Raw genomic sequence first — 17,206 nt, forward strand, 5'->3', positions numbered from 1 at the left:
CGGGGTGAGGGCAAGGTAAAAGCAAAACGGCAGCCCCGCTGCCGTTTTAGTATTTTCTCCCTCTCCCTTCTGGGGAGATGGCCGGGGTGAGGGCAAGGTAAAAGCAAAACGGCAACCCCGCTGCGTTTTTAGTGTTTTCTCCCTCTCCCCTTTGGGGAGAGGGCCGGGGTGAGGGGCCCCACGCCACACTGTCAAATAGGGGAAAACCATGCACACCACCCACAGCACATTTTCTCTTGCCGGCCACACCGTTCACCGCATCTTTTTCGACCCCACCACCTTCAGCGACGCCGATCTTCTCTGGCTCCCCCACTACGCGCTGCTGGCTAACGCCGGACGCAAACGCAAAACCGATCACCTGGCCGGGCGCATCGCCGCCGCGCATGCCTTACCTGACCACACGGTTCCCGGCATCGGCCCCGGCGGAGAACCACTCTGGCCGGACGGCATTTCCGGCAGCATCACCCACAGCGGTACGCAGGCTATGGCCATTGTCACGCAACACCCTGCGCTTATCGGCATCGATTGCGAAACGATCCCCCCCGAAAACGAAGCCAGGGAGATCAAAGACGGCATCATTGATACAGAGGAAGAGACCGTGCTTTCCCGCTCGGGATACCCGTTCGCCCTCGCCCTGACGCTGGTATTCAGCGCCAAAGAGAGCCTGTTTAAGGCCCTCTTCCCGCAGGTGCAGGCGTTTATGGGATTTGAAGCCGCCCGCGTCACCATGCTGGACGAGGAGACGCTGACGCTGGCGCTGCCCCGTCCGCTGACGGGGTTTGCCGAAGGCACCGCTTTCACCCTTCACTGGCTACACAACGGCGAGGGGGTGATTACGCTGCTGTCACACTCTCCCGCCGCCGGGCCTGCACGCTGGTCACCACAAACGTTACGATAAATACCACCGCGAACAGCACCACAATGGTCGGCGCAGGCGCGCTGTCGAGATAAAACGACGCATAGACGCCGCTCACCGACACGAGGGCTGAAATGGCGACCGCGACCAGCAGCGCCATATGAAAGCGCCGGGTGATCAGCACCGCGATCGCCCCCGGGGCAATCAGCAGCGAAATCGACAGAATAATCCCCACCGCTTTCAGCGTCGCCACGATGGTCAGGGCAACCATGCACAGTAAGCCGTAGTGCAGCCAGCGGGTGCGCAGGCCGCTCGCCTGCGCCTGCTGATAATCAAAGCAGAACAGCAGAAAATCGCGCCACTTCACTCCGATGACCAGCGCAATCAGCCCCGCCACGATACCGCTTTGCACAATGTCCATCCCGTTAATGCCCAGCATATCGCCGAACAGAATGTGGTCGAGATGCACTTCGGGTTTCACGGCAATGTAGAGAATAAGCCCGGCGCCGAACATGCCGGAAAAGACGATCCCCATGACCGTATCCTGCTTGATTCGGCTGTTATCCTTCAGGTATCCGGTGGCGACCGCGCAGAAGAGACCGGCAACGAAGGCGCCCAGCGCCAGCGGCAGGCCCATCATCCACGCCAGCACGACGCCGGGAAAGACCGCGTGGCTCATGGCATCGCCCATCAGCGCCCAGCCTTTCAGCACCAGAAAAACCGACAGCAGTGCACAGGGTACGGCCACCAGAAGGGAAATAAGCAGCGCGTTATTCATAAACGCAAACTGGAAAGGTTCGAGGAGCAGCGCCATCATGGGTGTACCTCCTTCGCCCGGCGGCGGCTGGCGAGTAGCCCGTGCTTCGGCGCAAAGACGAACGCCAGCAGGAACAGCAGCGTCTGGGCGACCACGATAATGCCGCCGGTCGCGCCGTCCAGGTAGTAGCTGGCCCACGCGCCGAGGAAGCTGGTGATGCTGCCAATGGCGACGGCAATCATCAGCAGGCGCGGGAAGCGGTCGGTGAGCAGCCAGGCGGTTGCGCCGGGGGTGACCACCAGACAGATCACCAGAAAGGCACCGACGGTTTGCAGCGCCGCCACGGTAGAGACCGCCAGCAGCGTGAAGAAGAGGATCTTCAGCCGTTCAGGACGCAGACCGATGGCGCGGGCGTGGTTCTCATCAAAGAAGGTCACCATCAGATCTTTCCATTTGAACAGCAGGATAACCATCGACACCACGCCGATAATCGCCAGCTGGAGGATATCTTCCGGGGCGATAGCCAGAATATTGCCGAGCACGATGGTCTGAATGTTTACCGAGGTCGGGTTGAGCGAAACCATAAACAGGCCGAGGCCGAAAAAGGAGGAGAAGATCAGCCCGATAATGGCGTCCTCCCTCAGGCGGCTGCGCTGGTTGAGAAACAGCATGCTCCCCGCCGCCAGTCCACCCGATAAAAAGGCCCCCAGCGAGAAGGGCAGCCCGAGCATGTAAGCCCCCGCCACGCCCGGTACGATGGAGTGCGACAGCGCATCGCCGATCAGCGACCAGCCTTTCAGCATCAGATAACACGAAAGAAAGGCGCACAGCCCACCCACCATCGCCGAGACCCACATCGCGTTGAGCATGTACTCGTAGCCAAAGGGTTCGAGAAGCGCGTTCATTTTACCTCCTGCCGACGCGTCACAAAGGGCCGCTCATCGTCGGTAATAATGCGCTCTTCAGCGCCGCTGAGCACCACGTGGCGCAGCACACCGCTGAAGGCCCGCTCCAGATTCTCAGCGGTAAAAGTGGTTTCCGTCGGGCCGCTCGCCAGCACGGTGCCTTTCACCATCACCGTGTAGTCGCAAAACTCCGTGACCGAGCCCAGGTTGTGCGTCGACACCAGCATGGTTTTGCCCTCGTCGCGCAATTCGCGCAGCAGGCTGATAATTTTCGCTTCGGTTTTGACGTCCACGCCGGTAAACGGCTCGTCGAGCAGGATCACCTCCCCCTGCTGGGCTATCGCCCGCGCCAGAAACACGCGTTTCTTCTGCCCGCCGGAGAGTTCGCCAATTTGCCGGTGACGCAGCTCGAGCATATCCACACGCTTCAGGGCCTCGGTCACGATCTGCCGATCGCGTGCTTTAGGCCGGCGCAGAAACCCCATATGCCCGTAGCGCCCCATCATCACCACATCCTCGACCAGCACCGGAAAGGACCAGTCGACCTCCTCTGACTGCGGCACGTAGGCGACCAGGTTCTGACGCAGCGCCCGGTGAGGCGGCATACCGAGGATCGTGATATCGCCGCTCGCCACCCGCACAAAGCCCATCAGCGCCTTAAAGAGCGTCGATTTGCCGGAACCGTTTACCCCCACCAGGGCGGCAATCGAGCCGCCCGGCACGCTGAACGAGGCATCGCGCAGCGCCGTATGGCCGTTGCGCCAGGTCACGGTCACGTCTGTGACAACAATCCCCTTCTGCATGATTACTCCTTCATTCCGTCATGAATCCCCTGCACCAGCGTGCGGGTGGTGACATTGAGCAGATCGATATAGGTTGGCACCGGACCGTTTTTCGCGCTCAGGGAGTCGACGTAGAGCACGCCGCCGTAGTGGGTGTCGGTTTCCCGCGCCACCTGGCGGGCAGGTTTATCGGAGACCGTGCTTTCGCTAAACACCGCCGGGATCTGATGCTTTTTCACCAGATCGATAACCTTGCGCACCTGCTGCGGCGTACCCTGCTGATCGGCGTTGATCGGCCACAGGTAAAGCTCTTTCAGTCCCAGATCCCGGGCCAGATAGGAGAAGGCCCCTTCGCTGGTCACCATCCAGCGTTTGTCTTGCGGGATCTCTGCCACCTGCTTGCGCAGCGGTTCCAGCGTCGCGGTGATTTTCTGTTTGTAGGCTTCGGCGTTACGCTGATAGGCCTGCGCATTGGCCGGGTCGTACTTCACCAGCGCGTCGCGGATGTTATCGACGTAAATCAGGGCGTTGTCCGGCGACATCCACGCGTGCGGATTGGGCTTGCCGTTATAGGGCCCGTCGCTGATCCCCATCGGGGTGATGCCTTTGGTGACAATCACCTCCGGCACGCCGTTCAGATGCTGATAAAAGCGCTGGAACCAGAGTTCCAGATTCATACCGTTCGCCAGGATCAGCTGCGCCTTTTGCGCGCGTTTGATATCCCCCGGGGTGGGCTGATATTCATGGATTTCCGCCCCCGGTCTGGTAATGGAGGTGACTTCTGCGGCATCACCCGCCACGTTTTTCGCCATATCCGCGATGACGGTAAAGGTGGTGATAACCTGGAACTTTTCAGCGGCGTGCGCGCCGGTGGCGGTTATTAACAGCGCGCCGAGCAACAGACGCTTCAATCCTTGCAGTAGGTGCATCGCAGAAGTCTCCTGAGGTGGTTAAATTCAAAGCAAAATTAGCCTGAACTATAAGATATAGCACAGGCTATATTTAAATGAAAATTGTTATCATTAAAGTTATGTCAACGCGGGGTATCAGGGGGCTTTTAGGAAAAGTGCTTTCTTTAATCTCTCCCGGTCAGGAGTATGATTTACGCTCAATACCCATACAAAATAAATGGATTTGATATGCCCGTTAATGAAAGGATTCACCCCACATCGGGAACCCCGATTAATCAGGGTGGGGTCAGGCAGCTCACGATTGGGGAAATTGCTCTCGCTAAGACACTTTACGGTTACAGCATTCGCTATCATCTGGTGTGGGTGCACAGGGAAAGTTATCTTCCATTTAATCTGCAACCGGTTGATGTGGCAATGAGTCCCAACGGGGAAATGTGGTATAGAGAGGAAACGTATTCACCGGATTTTTCGCTAGAGAAAAGCCTCCGAAAAAAGCATCGATTCATGCATGAAATGATGCACGTCTGGCAGACGCAAAAAGGTATGTTTGTCAGAACCAGAGGATTATTTTCTGGCATTGCTGATTATTCATACAGCTTAGATAAAGCAGATCTATTGCATTATGGTTTAGAGCAACAGGCATCAATAGTAAGTGATTATTGGTTATTGAAATATCATGGATTAACAAACAATGAGCATTTATTTGAATATCGTGATTTTAATCGAAATGAGACTATTTATTACCTTCTTCAGAAATACCAAGCGATTTTGAGAGGTTTTCCTGGATGAAAAAAATAATTACCTTACTTAGTCTATGCATTTTACTGACGGGTTGTCCTGGAGGCAAACGTGCACCACATCCCAGAGCCACGTACATTAATGGAGATTATCTTTGCTTTAGCGTAAATAAAAAAGACAAACTTAATTACTATACAATTTACTCTAGTGAAGGTAGCGATATAACTATCGTGACGGGTTCTGGAAGAGAACAATTGAATCTTAACTACCCTGACAATTGCATAGACATCAATTGGAAATATGGATATACCTACGTAATCAACTATGGTCTAAATGATGAAGATTATGAACATGAGTTTTTTATTGATAACGATGGGCAACTAACTAATCCTGGAGAATTATAATGTCATTACCCGCTTACTTATTTCTCTACGATGAGAATGGAATGCTCGTTCAGGGCGACTGCATGATGCCAGGCCGGGAAGGTGCTATCGAAATTATGAACAGCAGTTACGGCATAAAATTAGCCGTCGATAGTCATACCGGAAATATGACCGGAACACGACAACATAGCCCGGTTACTCTGCATAAGCAATTAGATAAAGTGAGTCCTTATCTTGCCGTTGCCGCCTGCGAGGGCAGACGCCTGCAAAAAGCCATTATCAAATATTATGAAATTGTTGAAGCAGGAGCAGAAAGAGAGATCTATACCATTACGCTTGACAGCGTAGTGATCTCATCTCTGGATTTCACACATGTCTATTACCCCGGCAGCTCAGCGCCGAATATGCATGAAGTGGTTGGGCTTCGGTTTCGGGGCATTCAGTGGAATTATGTTAAAGGCAATATCCTTTATGACGATGCATGGATAAAACCTGCGCAGAAAGAGAAAAATAACGCATAATTTTCTTCTCATAATGCATATGGCTGCGTAGCTCGGATTGGCTCGTTCTGCAATTCCCGGATGTTTTTTTCCGTAGCTTCTCGAGACTTCTTGCTGAATCTTTAATTCTGCATTATTCCTTCGGCATTAGTCCGATCTCGCAGGTAATTTTAAGAAAGAAAATATCACTCTTAAACCCATTGCGTATTTAATGCCTGATGGCGCTTCGCTTATCAGGCCTACGGTAGAACCATTTTGTAGGCCGGGTAAGGCATCGCCGCCACCCGGCATGATGGACAACTCACTGCCCGGCAAGCGCTCTGTAAAACGCCGGATTCTCCCGAATCACGTTGAGTACCTTCGCCGCTAACCCGGTTGGGTTACGTCGCTTAGACTCCCAGCTTTTTATCGTATCGACGCTTGTGCCAAGCGCCTTTGCCATTTCGCTTTGGGTGACATTAAGCTCTTCCCTGATTGCACGAACATCTGCGACTTCATAGCGGGTTATTCTTGCGGGCATTTTTTTACCGGACTGGATCTCAACAGCCTCTTCCAGTGAGGATTTCAGTTCATCAAAGATACTCATCACATTTCTCTCCTTGTTCCGTAGGGTACATAGTACACCCTCCTTGATTCCCTTTCAATGTGGTTTTGGTCAGCAGATCGGTTAGTTTTTAAGTTCACCTTTCTCTTTATCAGTCAGGCGATCCCGGGTACTTTTTGAATAGGCCATGAGCAAAAAGATGACCTCTTTTGTGGCAAGAAAATAGATTACCCTGCCGCCACCTCTCTTACCCCTTGACCCCGCGCTCATCCGAATTTTACGCAAGCCACCTGTGTGCTGAATCAGGTCGCCTTTATCAGGCCTGGCAATCAGTTCCTTTTGAAGTTCCTTCAATTCATCATCTGTCGCGATGCACTTTATCTGGCGCGTAAAAAGTAATGTTTCGATAAATTCTATTGCATGGCTCATTTACAATTCCTTTTTGAGAAGCAGCAATCGCCTGATAGTGTTTCAGGTTCCCGCCGCTATATTACTCTTCCCTGAGTAACGCCACGTCATATAACTGTATATAAACACAGATATACTTATGTTTTCAGATTTTGTTTAAACATCCGGAAACATCACGCTATTTCCCGGCGCTTCCCGGTGCAGATGGATAAAGTTCAGGTGCTTTTCATACTGATCCAGAATATCCGTGATCACCTGCTCCTTACTGTAATCCATCAGATCGTTGCCCTGGCTTCCCTCCAGCAGGAAGGTCTCCAGCCGGTAGTAGGTCGATTTCCCGCTGCGGGCGCGGTAGGTAAAGCCCGGCACCGAATATTGCTGCGGCCAGATCTGGTAGACAAAGTTCTGCTCGTCGCCCATGTGCACCTTCAGATCCAGATGCCCCAGCGTCTCCCCCTCCTCCGGCAGCAGTCGCGTCAGCTCCACGTGCGCGCCGCGAAGCCTTAACTCCTGGGCCACCTCTTCCATGGCCGGGAAGCAGATGGTCTCCATCATCTGCGCGGTATAGCGGGTGCCGGGATAGTTCATCAGGCGCGACAGACGCTTCTTCCAGCTCAGCCTGTCATGATGGCCCAGCGGGCGCGGCGCGGTATCGCGGCTGGCACTTTCGCGGCGGTAATCTTCCACCTTGAGCGATTTATACAGCCCCGCCATCACGAAGAAGATCACAAAGCTGAACGGCAGGCCCATGATCACCGTGGTGTTCTGCAGCGCGGAAATACCGTTGGTCATCAGCATTCCGAGCGTCAGCAGGCCAATCGCCACCGACCAGAAGATGCGCAGCCAGTTCGGCGCGTCGCTGTTAATGTCCTTCAGCTTCGAGGTGAAGTTCCCCAGTACCAGCGCGCCGGAATCCGCCGAGGTGACGTAAAAGAGCAGGCCGGTAATGGTGGCGACCGAAGCGCTGAAGGTAAAGGCCGGGTACTGCGCCAGCAGGCTGTAGAAGCCGCGCTCCGGGTGCGTCATCGCCTCCTGGGCAAAGGTCGCGTTACCGTGGATGATCTCATACAGCGCGCTGTTGCCGAAGATGGACAGCCACAGCAGGGTGAAGGTAAACGGGATGATCAGCGTTCCCATCACGAACTGGCGGATGGTACGCCCGCGTGAAATCCGCGCCAGGAAGAGGCCGACAAACGGCGACCAGGCCACCCACCACGCCCAGAAGAAGAGCGTCCAGTTGTTCATCCACTCCACCGGACGATCGAAGGCGAAGCTGTTGAGCGTCATGCCGGTGAAACGGTTGATGTAATCCCCTACGTTCTGCACCAGCGCATTGAGCAGGAACGAGGTGTCGCCCATAAAGAGGACAAACAGAATCAACCCCAGCGCCAGCGCGACGTTGAGCTCTGAAAGGATACGGATCCCCTTATCCACGCCCGACGTCACGGAAATCGTGGCGATAATCACCGACAGCGCAATCAGCGCCGCTTTGGCCCCTATCGAGTCGGGAATATCAAACAGCACGCTGAGACCGTAGTTAAGCTGTACCACGCCGATGCCGAGCGTCGTGGCGATACCAAAAATGGTGCCGATCACCGCTGCGATATCCACGCTGTGACCGATCGGGCCGTTGATTTTTTTGCCGAAAATGGGATAGAGCGCGGAGCGGATAGTGAGGGGCAAATTATAACGGTAGCTAAAGTAACCGAGCGCCATTCCCATCAGGGCATACATCGCCCAGCCGGTCAGTCCATAGTGAAATAGCGTCCAGACCATCGCCTGGCGCGCGGCCTCGATGGTCTGCCCCGCCCCTTCCGGCGGCTGCATATACTGGGTGACCGGTTCGGCCACGGAGAAGAACATCAGGTCGATACCAATCCCGGCGGCAAAAAGCATCGCCGCCCAGCTCAGCAGGCTGAACTCCGGCCGGGAGTGCTCCGGCCCGAGCTTTACCGAACCAAACCGCGAACAGGCGATACAGACCACAAAGACGATATAGAGCGTGGCGGCCAGCAGGTAATACCAGCCGAAGGTTTTAGAGACCCAGTTCAGAGTGCGCCCAATCCACTCGGCGGAAAAGTCGCTAAAAAAGAGCGTCATCAGGGAAAACAACAAAATAAGTCCGGCGGAGGTATAGAAAACCACCGGATTGATTTTGTCTTTTTCTCTGGTCTGCGTGAGATCTGTCATCCAGTACCCTTATGTTTTTTGTAACTATTAAAACCAAAAAGCGCAACAATTAAGACACATTTTATATTGAACGTCCAATCAAAAACCGTTCTAATAGTTAACCAACGCTGATGAATGGAGTGGCAAGAATGCCCAAACTGGGGATGCAGCCGATCCGGCGCAGGCAGCTGATCGACGCCACGCTGGCCGCAATAAACGAAGTAGGAATGCATGACGCCACCATCGCGCAGATCGCCCGGCGGGCGGGCGTCTCCACAGGGATCGTCAGTCACTATTTCCAGGACAAAAACGGTCTGCTGGAAGCGACCATGCGCGACATCACCGGTCAGTTGCGCGACGCGGTATTGAACCGTTTACGCGCCGTGGCGAACGCCAGCGCAGAGCAGCGCTTACAGGCAATTGTCGACGGCAATTTCGATGAGACTCAGGTCAGCGGTGCGGCAATGAAGGCCTGGCTGGCCTTCTGGGCGAGCAGCATGCACCAGCCGATGCTCTATCGCCTGCAGCAGGTGAGCAGCCGCCGTCTGCTGTCGAACCTGATCTGCGAGTTCCGCCGCGAGCTGCCGCGTGAACAGGCTGAAGAGGCGGGCTACGGGCTCGCCGCTCTGATCGACGGTCTCTGGCTGCGCGCGGCGCTGAGCGGTAAGCCGCTGGATCACACCCGCGCCCGTGCGCTCACCAGCCACTTTATCAGCCAGCATTTAAAGACCGAATAACCGAGGAGAATTTATGTCCCGAATGGCAGAACAGCAGCTTTACATTAATGGTGGTTATATATCCGCCACCAGCGGTCGCACCTTCGAGACCATCAACCCGGCGAACGGTGAAGTCCTGGCGAGCGTACAGGCCGCCGGGCGAGAAGACGTTGACCGCGCTGTAGAGAGCGCTACGCGCGGGCAGAAAATCTGGGCGGCGATGACCGCCATGGAGCGCTCACGCATTTTGCGTCGCGCCGTCGATATCCTGCGCGAACGTAACGATGAGCTGGCAACGCTTGAAACCCTCGACACCGGTAAAGCGTTTTCTGAAACCTCGACCGTCGACATCGTCACCGGCGCGGACGTGCTGGAGTACTACGCGGGGCTGATCCCGGCGCTGGAAGGCAGCCAGATCCCGCTGCGCGACACCTCGTTCGTCTATACCCGGCGCGAGCCGCTGGGCGTGGTGGCGGGCATCGGCGCATGGAACTACCCCATCCAGATCGCCCTGTGGAAATCGGCCCCGGCGCTGGCGGCGGGTAACGCGATGATCTTCAAGCCGAGCGAAGTCACGCCGCTTACCGCCCTGAAACTGGCGGAGATCTACACCGAAGCGGGCCTGCCGGACGGCGTGTTTAACGTTCTGCCGGGTGTGGGCGCAGAGACCGGACAGTACCTGACCGAGCATCCGGGCATCGCCAAAGTCTCATTTACCGGCGGCGTCGCCAGCGGCAAAAAGGTGATGGCGAACGCCGCGGCCTCGTCCCTGAAAGAGGTGACGATGGAGCTGGGCGGTAAATCCCCGCTGATAGTGTTTGACGACGCTTCTCTGGATCTCGCGGCAGACATCGCCATGATGGCGAACTTCTTCAGCTCCGGCCAGGTATGCACCAACGGCACCCGCGTGTTTGTACCCGCGAAGTTTAAGGCGGAATTTGAGCAGAAGATCGTTGAGCGCGTGGGCCGCATCCGCGCGGGCGATCTGTTCGATGAACGCACCAACTTTGGCCCGATGGTCAGCTTCCCGCACCGCGACAGCGTGATGCGCTATATCGCCAAAGGCAAAGAGGAAGGCGCGCGCGTGCTCTGCGGCGGCGACGTGCTGAAGGGTGACCGGTTTGATAACGGCGCGTGGGTGGCCCCGACCGTGTTTACCGACTGCACCGACGAGATGACCATCGTGCGCGAAGAGATCTTCGGCCCGGTGATGTCCATCCTCACCTTTGAAACCGATGAAGAAGCCATTCGTCGCGCCAATGCTACCGATTACGGTCTGGCGGCGGGCGTTGTGACGGCCGATCTGAACCGCGCGCACGGCGCCATTCATCAGCTCGAGGCGGGCATCTGCTGGATCAATACATGGGGCGAATCCCCTGCTGAAATGCCGGTGGGCGGCTACAAACACTCCGGCATTGGCCGCGAGAATGGCGTCATGACGCTGCAAAGCTATACACAGGTGAAGTCCATCCAGGTTGAGATGGGTAAATTCCAGTCCATATTTTAACCGGGAGGTTTATTTGCAATTTGATTACATCATTATCGGGGCCGGCTCTGCCGGCAACGTTCTGGCTACACGACTGACGGAAGATCCGAACACCAGCGTCCTGCTGCTGGAAGCAGGCGGCCCGGATTACCGCTTTGACTTTCGCACCCAGATGCCTGCCGCACTGGCATATCCGCTGCAGGGGAAGCGCTACAACTGGGCCTATGAAACCGAGCCAGAGCCGTTTATGAATAACCGCCGCATGGAGTGCGGACGCGGTAAAGGGCTGGGCGGCTCGTCGCTTATCAACGGTATGTGCTATGTACGCGGCAACGCGATGGATCTGGACAACTGGGCGAAAGAACCGGGTCTGGAGCACTGGAGCTATCTCAACTGCCTGCCCTATTACCGTAAGGCAGAGACCCGCGACGTGGGGCCAAACGACTACCACGGCGGCGACGGTCCGGTGAGCGTTACCACCTCGAAGCCGGGCGTGAACCCGCTGTTTGAGGCGATGGTGGAAGCGGGCGTGCAGGCGGGCTACCCGCGCACCGACGATCTTAACGGCTATCAGCAGGAGGGCTTCGGCCCGATGGATCGTACCGTGACGCCGCAGGGCCGACGCGCCAGCACCGCGCGCGGCTATCTGGACCAGGCGAAACCGCGCCCGAACCTGACCATCCGCACCCACGCCATGACCGATCACATTATTTTTGACGGCAAGCGCGCAGTGGGCGTTGAGTGGCTGGAGGGCGAAAGCACTATCCCATCCAACGCGACGGCAAACAAAGAGGTATTGCTGTGTGCCGGGGCGATTGCCTCTCCGCAAATTCTGCAGCGCTCCGGCGTCGGCAACGCTGAGCTGCTGAAGCAGTTCGATATTCCGCTAGTACATGATTTACCCGGCGTGGGGGAAAACTTACAGGATCACCTGGAGATGTATCTCCAGTATGAGTGTAAGGAGCCAGTCTCCCTCTACCCGGCCCTGCAGTGGTGGAACCAGCCGAAGATTGGCGCCGAATGGCTGTTTGGCGGCACCGGCCTGGGCGCGAGCAATCACTTCGAAGCGGGCGGGTTTATCCGCAGCCGCGAGGAGTTCGAGTGGCCGAACATTCAGTACCACTTCCTGCCGGTGGCGATTAACTATAACGGCTCGAACGCGGTGAAGGAGCATGGCTTCCAGTGCCACGTTGGCTCCATGCGCTCCCCGAGCCGCGGGCATGTGCGCATCAAATCCCGCGATCCGCACCAGCATCCGGCGATCCTGTTTAACTATATGTCCCACAAACAGGACTGGCAGGAGTTCCGCGACGCGATCCGCATCACCCGCGAGATCATGCACCAGCCGGCGCTGGACAAATATCGTGGCCGTGAAATCAGCCCGGGCGTTGAATGCCAGACGGACGAACAGCTGGACGAGTTTGTACGTAATCACGCCGAAACCGCCTTCCATCCGTGTGGCACCTGCAAGATGGGTTATGACGAGATGGCGGTAGTCGACGGTGAAGGCCGCGTTCACGGGCTGGCAGGGTTACGCGTGGTGGATGCGTCGATTATGCCGCAGATTATTACCGGCAACCTGAACGCCACCACCATCATGATTGGCGAGAAGATTGCCGACGCGATCCGCGGGCGCGAGCCGCTGGCGAAGAGCACGGCGGCCTATTATGTGGCGAACGGGGCACCGGTTCGCCGCTGAGTGCGAACTGCTCCCCTCACCCTAACCCTCTCCCCAAAGGGGAGAGGGAACTTGAACCCCCTCTCCCCTTTGGGGAGAGGGCTGGGGTGAGGGGAAATTATTTCCGAAATTCCTCAAGCCGCCTGACCTGCCGCCCTTCCCCGTCAAAATTCTCCGCCGCCAGCCAGGCCCGCAGCTCCATGTCTCTTTGCGGCCACTCGCCGTCAATGATGGAGAGCATATCGCTGTCCCGGTTGCGCCCTTTGCGCACCAGCTTCTGGCGCAGACGCCCTTCCCGGACAAAGCCCAGCCGCTCCGCCGCTTTGCGTGAAGCAACGTTCATCGAATCACACTTCCACTCGACGCGGCGGTAGCCTGTTTCGAAGGCATTTTTCAGCAGCAGCCAGACCGCCTCGGTGCCGATGGTGCTGTTTTTCATTTTGCGCGACCAGGTGACGTGGCCAATCTCTACCGAGCCCGCCATCCGCTCAATCGCCATGTAGCAGACCAGCCCCACCGCATGCCCTGAGCGTAAGTCGATGACCCCATAAGGCACCAGCGCCGCATCCCCGACTTTACCCTCTACCCAGCGCGCGGTGGCCTCTACGCTCTCAGGCTGGACGCTGGCAAGCCAGGTCCAGTCGCTGTTATCACCCAGCGCGTAAGCGTCAAAGAGATCCGCGGCGTGACGCCCGGCGTCCAGCGGCTCAAGGGCGCACCAGACGCCCGTCAGCGGCGTGCGCGTTAGCACGCCGGCGCCATGCCAGTCGGGAACGGGATCGTTAACAAGTTGACCATACTGATTAAGTTCGGGCACGGCGGTGACTCCTGAAGGGGGTAGCTCTCTGTTATAGCAGGCTTACTTCAGAAGTTTAATAGTGGCGTCGATATCAATCTCATCTTCGGAGAAGATATGGGTCGTTTTCTGGAAGGTCGTAATCGCGAGCTTCTTCACCGTGCGCATTTCGCCCGGCTTCGCGGTGGATTTGGGTTTGATATTATTCATCAATATCCCGACCGACAACACCGCGTTCTCTTTATCAATACCGCTCTCGACGGGCACCTCTTCGCTAAAGACCACGAAGGATTTTATCGAAGCGAGCTTCAGGCGCTCGCCTGCGATATAGATGTACTTACTTTCCGGGACAACTTTTACCGCATACGCAGAGAGCCCCTTGTTATTGGTGCCAGGCTCGAAGGTCACGGCTGCATCTTTCTTGATGAGCTCCGGATTCGCGACCTTAATCACGTGAAAGTAGCGATTGTCGCCGTTTTCATCTCTGATAAAGCCAAAGCCTTTCTCTTTAAACCACGTTGTGATTGTTCCGTTCATTACCGTTACCGCCTGAAAATAGACTCTCAAATTTTTGCAGCGCGCAGTGTAAAGCACAACGCCCGCGGCGACTACGGCTTTGGTCAAAAGGCGAGTAAAAAGCAGCCAGCCGTTTCGCTCATTCCGAAAAAATGCATCGCGCCCATCCAGCGCCGCGCCCCCCTGGCCGGGTGACTATACTTAAGCTAATACAGACAACGGAGCGCGCTATGCCCTTACCCGATTTTCATGTTTCCGAACCCTTCACACTCGGCGTTGAGCTGGAGCTGCAGGTGGTCAATCCGCCTGTCTACGACCTGAGCCAGGACTCGTCGCAACTGATTGACGCCGTAAAGGCTGATATCAAGGGGGGTGAAGTTAAACACGATATCACCGAAAGCATGCTGGAAATCGCCACGGGCGTCTGCCAGAACATCGACCAGGCGGCAGCGCAGTTTTCCGCCATGCAGCAGGTGATCCTGCGCGCCGCGGCGGAACATCACGTGCAGATCTGCGGCGGGGGTACCCACCCCTTCCAGAAGTGGCAGCGCCAGGAAGTTTGCGACGACGAGCGCTATAACCGCACGCTGGAGATGTTCGGCTATCTGGTTCAGCAGGCGACCGTCTTTGGTCAGCATGTCCACGTGGGCTGCCAGAACGGCGATGACGCCATCTATCTGCTGCACGGCCTGTCGCGCTTTGTGCCGCACTTTATCGCGCTGGGGGCAGCCTCGCCCTATATGCAGGGCAGCGACACCCGCTTCGCCTCGTCGCGGCTCAATATTTTTTCCGCCTTCCCCGACAACGGCCACCTGCCCTGGGTGAGCAACTGGCAGGAGTTTGAAGGGCTGTTTCGCCGCCTGAGCTATACCAGCATGATCGACAGCATTAAGGATCTGCACTGGGATATCCGACCCAGCCCGCATTTCGGCACCGTGGAGGTGAGAGTGATGGATACGCCGCTGACCCTCTCCCATGCCATCAACATTACCGGCCTGATCCAGGCGACGGCCCACTGGCTCCTGACCGAGCGGCCTTACAAACACCAGGAGCGCGACTATCTTCTTTATAAATTTAACCGCTTCCAGGCGTGCCGCTTTGGGCTGCAGGGCATTCTGACGGATGTCCATACGGGCGAACAGCGCACGATTGCCGAGGATATGGCCTGGCTTCTGGAGCGGGTCGCGCCGTCGGCGGAAAAGCTGGGCGGCATGAGCGCCATTAACGAAATCGCGCAGATGCTGAAACAGGAGAAAAGCGAGGCGCAGCGGATGCGGGACTTTATCCTCGACGGCGGCTCCCTCACGTCGCTGGTGCAAAAACATTGCGAACTGTGGGCGACCAGCCCGTAACGCGGGCGAAAAAAGGATAAAAAAAGGCCCCTGTTGAAATTGCAGGGGCCTGGTACGAGCAAGCATCATATTGGGCGACATGATGCGCGGTAAAAATCGGTACGTTGCTACACGTGATAACGATCAATTAGTGATTTCATTACCGCAACCGACTCTCCATCCACACCGTAGCGCGAATATTCATCCGCCGCGGCATCCGTCGACATTGACAACCCTGTATTGCGATAGCGCATGGGTGAAGGCGTCCATCTGCCTGCTGAGCTATGCAGCTCTTTCACCCCGGCGCGTATAAATAGCTCCAGATTGCTGGCGCGAACTCCTGCGCCCGCCATTATTATTGGAACACCGGATTCGCGGTTTAGTTCCATAATTAATTGCAATCCTTTTTCAGCCGTCGGCTGTTGCCCCGAGGTGAGCACCCTTGCCACCCCCAGTTCCGCCAGACTATCAAAGGCTTGCTGCGGACTGGCGCACATATCGAAGGCGCGATGAAAAGTTACCGATAGCCCCTGAGAGGCGGCCATCACCTGACGCATCCGCGCCATATCTACCCTTCCCTCTTCATCCAGTACCCCGACCACCAGACCAGGGAAGCCCAGATCGCGCACCAGAGCGATATCCTCCAGCATGGCGCGAAACTCCTCTGCGGAGTAGCAAAAGTCGCCGCCCCGGGGACGAATAATGGGGTGAACCGGAATTGTCACCCGGGAACGGACCGATTTCAGCACGCCGTATGAGGGGGTAAGCCCGCCCTCTTTCGGCGAAGCGCACAGCTCAATGCGGTCCGCCCCGTTATGTTGCGCCGTTACCGCACAGGCTTCGCTGTAACAGCAGATCTCCAGTAGCGCCATCCCTCTCTCCTGACTCGTCAAAACTCGCCACATCATGCCATGCCGGCGGGCATCAGACCCGGAGCCCGCTCACATTCGTCTGCCGCCTACGCTTCACTGGCGATAATTTGTTCGATGGTCCAGGGGTGGAACTTCACCGTCACGCTACCGTCGGTAACGGCAAGCGTCGGGTTAGGCAGCCGCTCGCGTTCCCCTTTTGGCGAGCTGGTTTTGACCGCAATCCCCGGCTGGCTGAGTCCTTCATCGCTTAGCAGTGCCAGGGCGCGGGCATTCAGCGTCTCCGGCTCGCCGGGGAGGACAATCTCGATATGCTCCCAGCCTTCATGGGGATAGCGCTTTTCGCCGGGCCAGGGCAGCTCCACCACGTGAAACTGCCAGTGGGCGACGCAGACCGGCTGGCGCAGCCGGAAGAGGCAGATAGGCCGCCCGTTAATGATATTCTCCGACAACAGCTCGCCGCACTGCTCAAATCCCTTGCGCCAGCGCTCCGCCGTGGCGTTCTGGTGGCAGCGCAGGGAGATGTGATCGGCCGCAAGCGGCGCAATATCCAGACCGAGACGAGTGGCAAGTTCTGTGAACGCCTGGGTGAATCGGGGTAAATCAGCTGAAATATCATGCAGTTCTTCAATGGATTGCCAGTTCGCCATCGTTGCCTCTCTTAAACAGATTGAAAGGCGCTAATTTACCCCGTTGCGCCCGCCCGACCAACCGCTGATTTTCCGGCGCGGCGACTGCATGCTTATGCAGCTTTAACGCCACGGTTTTCCGATCCGCTCCCGGCGCGCGGAGTGCTGACGGCAAAGGCCATTTGCAGTATACTCCCGCCCTAATTCTTTAACTTGCGCGGGGAAGTGATTG

General features: G+C 56.7%; 19 protein-coding genes. 8 read left to right on the plus strand and 11 right to left on the minus strand.

What is annotated here, in order from left to right:
- Positions 1-208: 208 nt before the first annotated feature.
- Positions 209-898, plus strand: a complete 690-nt coding sequence (gene entD / locus BN3796_RS16725; RefSeq protein WP_061709490.1) for an enterobactin synthase subunit EntD — start codon at positions 209-211, stop codon at positions 896-898.
- On the opposite strand, the gene sitD is transcribed toward entD, so the two are convergent.
- Genes sitD through BN3796_RS16745 form a run of 4 tightly spaced genes read right to left on the minus strand, consistent with a single transcriptional unit; the run spans position 834 to position 4,229 of the window.
- Positions 834-1,673 carry an iron/manganese ABC transporter permease subunit SitD gene (gene sitD / locus BN3796_RS16730; RefSeq protein ID WP_061709491.1) on the minus strand — a complete coding sequence of 280 codons (840 nt, stop codon included), beginning with the start codon at positions 1,671-1,673 and terminating at the stop codon, positions 834-836. The two genes, entD and sitD, sit on opposite strands and share 65 nt — an antisense overlap.
- A complete protein-coding gene (sitC, locus tag BN3796_RS16735; RefSeq protein ID WP_061709492.1) occupies positions 1,670-2,518 on the minus strand; it encodes an iron/manganese ABC transporter permease subunit SitC in 849 nt (282 codons plus the stop codon). Before sitC ends, sitD begins: the two co-directional genes overlap by 4 nt.
- Complete coding sequence (sitB, locus tag BN3796_RS16740) at positions 2,515-3,321, minus strand: iron/manganese ABC transporter ATP-binding protein SitB (protein WP_061709493.1); 807 nt, start codon at positions 3,319-3,321, stop codon at positions 2,515-2,517. Before sitB ends, sitC begins: the two co-directional genes overlap by 4 nt.
- A 2-nt stretch (positions 3,322-3,323) precedes the next feature.
- Positions 3,324-4,229 (minus strand): metal ABC transporter substrate-binding protein, encoded by a 906-nt coding sequence (locus BN3796_RS16745; protein ID WP_061709494.1) that lies wholly within the window; start codon positions 4,227-4,229, stop codon positions 3,324-3,326.
- 210 nt (positions 4,230-4,439) lie between these two features.
- On the opposite strand from BN3796_RS16745, the gene BN3796_RS16750 reads away from it, so the two are divergent.
- Genes BN3796_RS16750 through BN3796_RS16755 form a run of 3 tightly spaced genes read left to right on the plus strand, consistent with a single transcriptional unit; the run spans position 4,440 to position 5,853 of the window.
- Positions 4,440-5,000, plus strand: coding sequence for a hypothetical protein (locus BN3796_RS16750; protein ID WP_061710048.1), 561 nt, complete (start codon positions 4,440-4,442; stop codon positions 4,998-5,000).
- Positions 4,997-5,353, plus strand: coding sequence for a putative T6SS immunity periplasmic lipoprotein (locus BN3796_RS20375; protein WP_073885263.1), 357 nt, complete (start codon positions 4,997-4,999; stop codon positions 5,351-5,353). Before BN3796_RS16750 ends, BN3796_RS20375 begins: the two co-directional genes overlap by 4 nt.
- Positions 5,353-5,853, plus strand: coding sequence for an Hcp family type VI secretion system effector (locus BN3796_RS16755; protein ID WP_061709495.1), 501 nt, complete (start codon positions 5,353-5,355; stop codon positions 5,851-5,853). Before BN3796_RS20375 ends, BN3796_RS16755 begins: the two co-directional genes overlap by 1 nt.
- A gap of 280 nt (positions 5,854-6,133) precedes the next feature.
- Here the strand turns inward: BN3796_RS16755 and nadS are convergent, their stop codons facing one another.
- From nadS to BN3796_RS16770, 3 genes are all read right to left on the minus strand, one after another.
- Positions 6,134-6,418, minus strand: a complete 285-nt coding sequence (nadS, locus tag BN3796_RS16760) for a NadS family protein (RefSeq protein ID WP_061709496.1) — start codon at positions 6,416-6,418, stop codon at positions 6,134-6,136.
- Positions 6,419-6,499: 81 nt separating this feature from the next.
- Positions 6,500-6,805 (minus strand): type II toxin-antitoxin system RelE/ParE family toxin, encoded by a 306-nt coding sequence (locus BN3796_RS16765; RefSeq protein WP_061709497.1) that lies wholly within the window; start codon positions 6,803-6,805, stop codon positions 6,500-6,502.
- Positions 6,806-6,940: 135 nt separating this feature from the next.
- Positions 6,941-8,974 (minus strand): choline transporter, encoded by a 2,034-nt coding sequence (locus tag BN3796_RS16770; protein ID WP_061709498.1) that lies wholly within the window; start codon positions 8,972-8,974, stop codon positions 6,941-6,943.
- Between the two features lie 128 nt (positions 8,975-9,102).
- On the opposite strand from BN3796_RS16770, the gene betI reads away from it, so the two are divergent.
- The 3 genes from betI to betA are packed head-to-tail and all read left to right on the plus strand — an operon-like array spanning position 9,103 to position 12,854.
- Positions 9,103-9,690: a transcriptional regulator BetI gene (betI, locus tag BN3796_RS16775; protein ID WP_061709499.1), complete on the plus strand. Its 588-nt coding sequence runs from the start codon at positions 9,103-9,105 to the stop codon at positions 9,688-9,690.
- Between the two features lie 13 nt (positions 9,691-9,703).
- Positions 9,704-11,176 (plus strand): betaine-aldehyde dehydrogenase, encoded by a 1,473-nt coding sequence (betB, locus tag BN3796_RS16780; RefSeq protein ID WP_061709500.1) that lies wholly within the window; start codon positions 9,704-9,706, stop codon positions 11,174-11,176.
- 13 nt (positions 11,177-11,189) lie between these two features.
- Positions 11,190-12,854, plus strand: a complete 1,665-nt coding sequence (betA, locus tag BN3796_RS16785; protein ID WP_061709501.1) for a choline dehydrogenase — start codon at positions 11,190-11,192, stop codon at positions 12,852-12,854.
- Positions 12,855-12,951: 97 nt separating this feature from the next.
- Here the strand turns inward: betA and BN3796_RS16790 are convergent, their stop codons facing one another.
- Complete coding sequence (locus tag BN3796_RS16790; RefSeq protein WP_061709502.1) at positions 12,952-13,650, minus strand: GNAT family N-acetyltransferase; 699 nt, start codon at positions 13,648-13,650, stop codon at positions 12,952-12,954.
- A 42-nt stretch (positions 13,651-13,692) separates the two neighbouring features.
- A complete protein-coding gene (locus BN3796_RS16795) occupies positions 13,693-14,166 on the minus strand; it encodes a cold-shock protein (RefSeq protein ID WP_061709503.1) in 474 nt (157 codons plus the stop codon).
- A gap of 209 nt (positions 14,167-14,375) precedes the next feature.
- On the opposite strand from BN3796_RS16795, the gene BN3796_RS16800 reads away from it, so the two are divergent.
- Complete coding sequence (locus tag BN3796_RS16800; protein WP_061709504.1) at positions 14,376-15,497, plus strand: YbdK family carboxylate-amine ligase; 1,122 nt, start codon at positions 14,376-14,378, stop codon at positions 15,495-15,497.
- A 107-nt stretch (positions 15,498-15,604) separates the two neighbouring features.
- On the opposite strand, the gene cutC is transcribed toward BN3796_RS16800, so the two are convergent.
- Both cutC and BN3796_RS16810 read right to left on the minus strand, forming a co-directional pair.
- Positions 15,605-16,348, minus strand: a complete 744-nt coding sequence (gene cutC / locus BN3796_RS16805) for a copper homeostasis protein CutC (protein WP_061709505.1) — start codon at positions 16,346-16,348, stop codon at positions 15,605-15,607.
- An 86-nt stretch (positions 16,349-16,434) separates the two neighbouring features.
- Entirely contained in the window at positions 16,435-16,995 is a 561-nt protein-coding gene (locus BN3796_RS16810) for a VOC family protein (RefSeq protein WP_061709506.1), read from the minus strand.
- Between the last annotated feature and the right edge of the window lie 211 nt (positions 16,996-17,206).

Source organism: Pseudenterobacter timonensis (assembly GCF_900021175.1).
Classification (GTDB): Bacteria; Pseudomonadota; Gammaproteobacteria; order Enterobacterales; family Enterobacteriaceae; genus Enterobacter; species Enterobacter timonensis.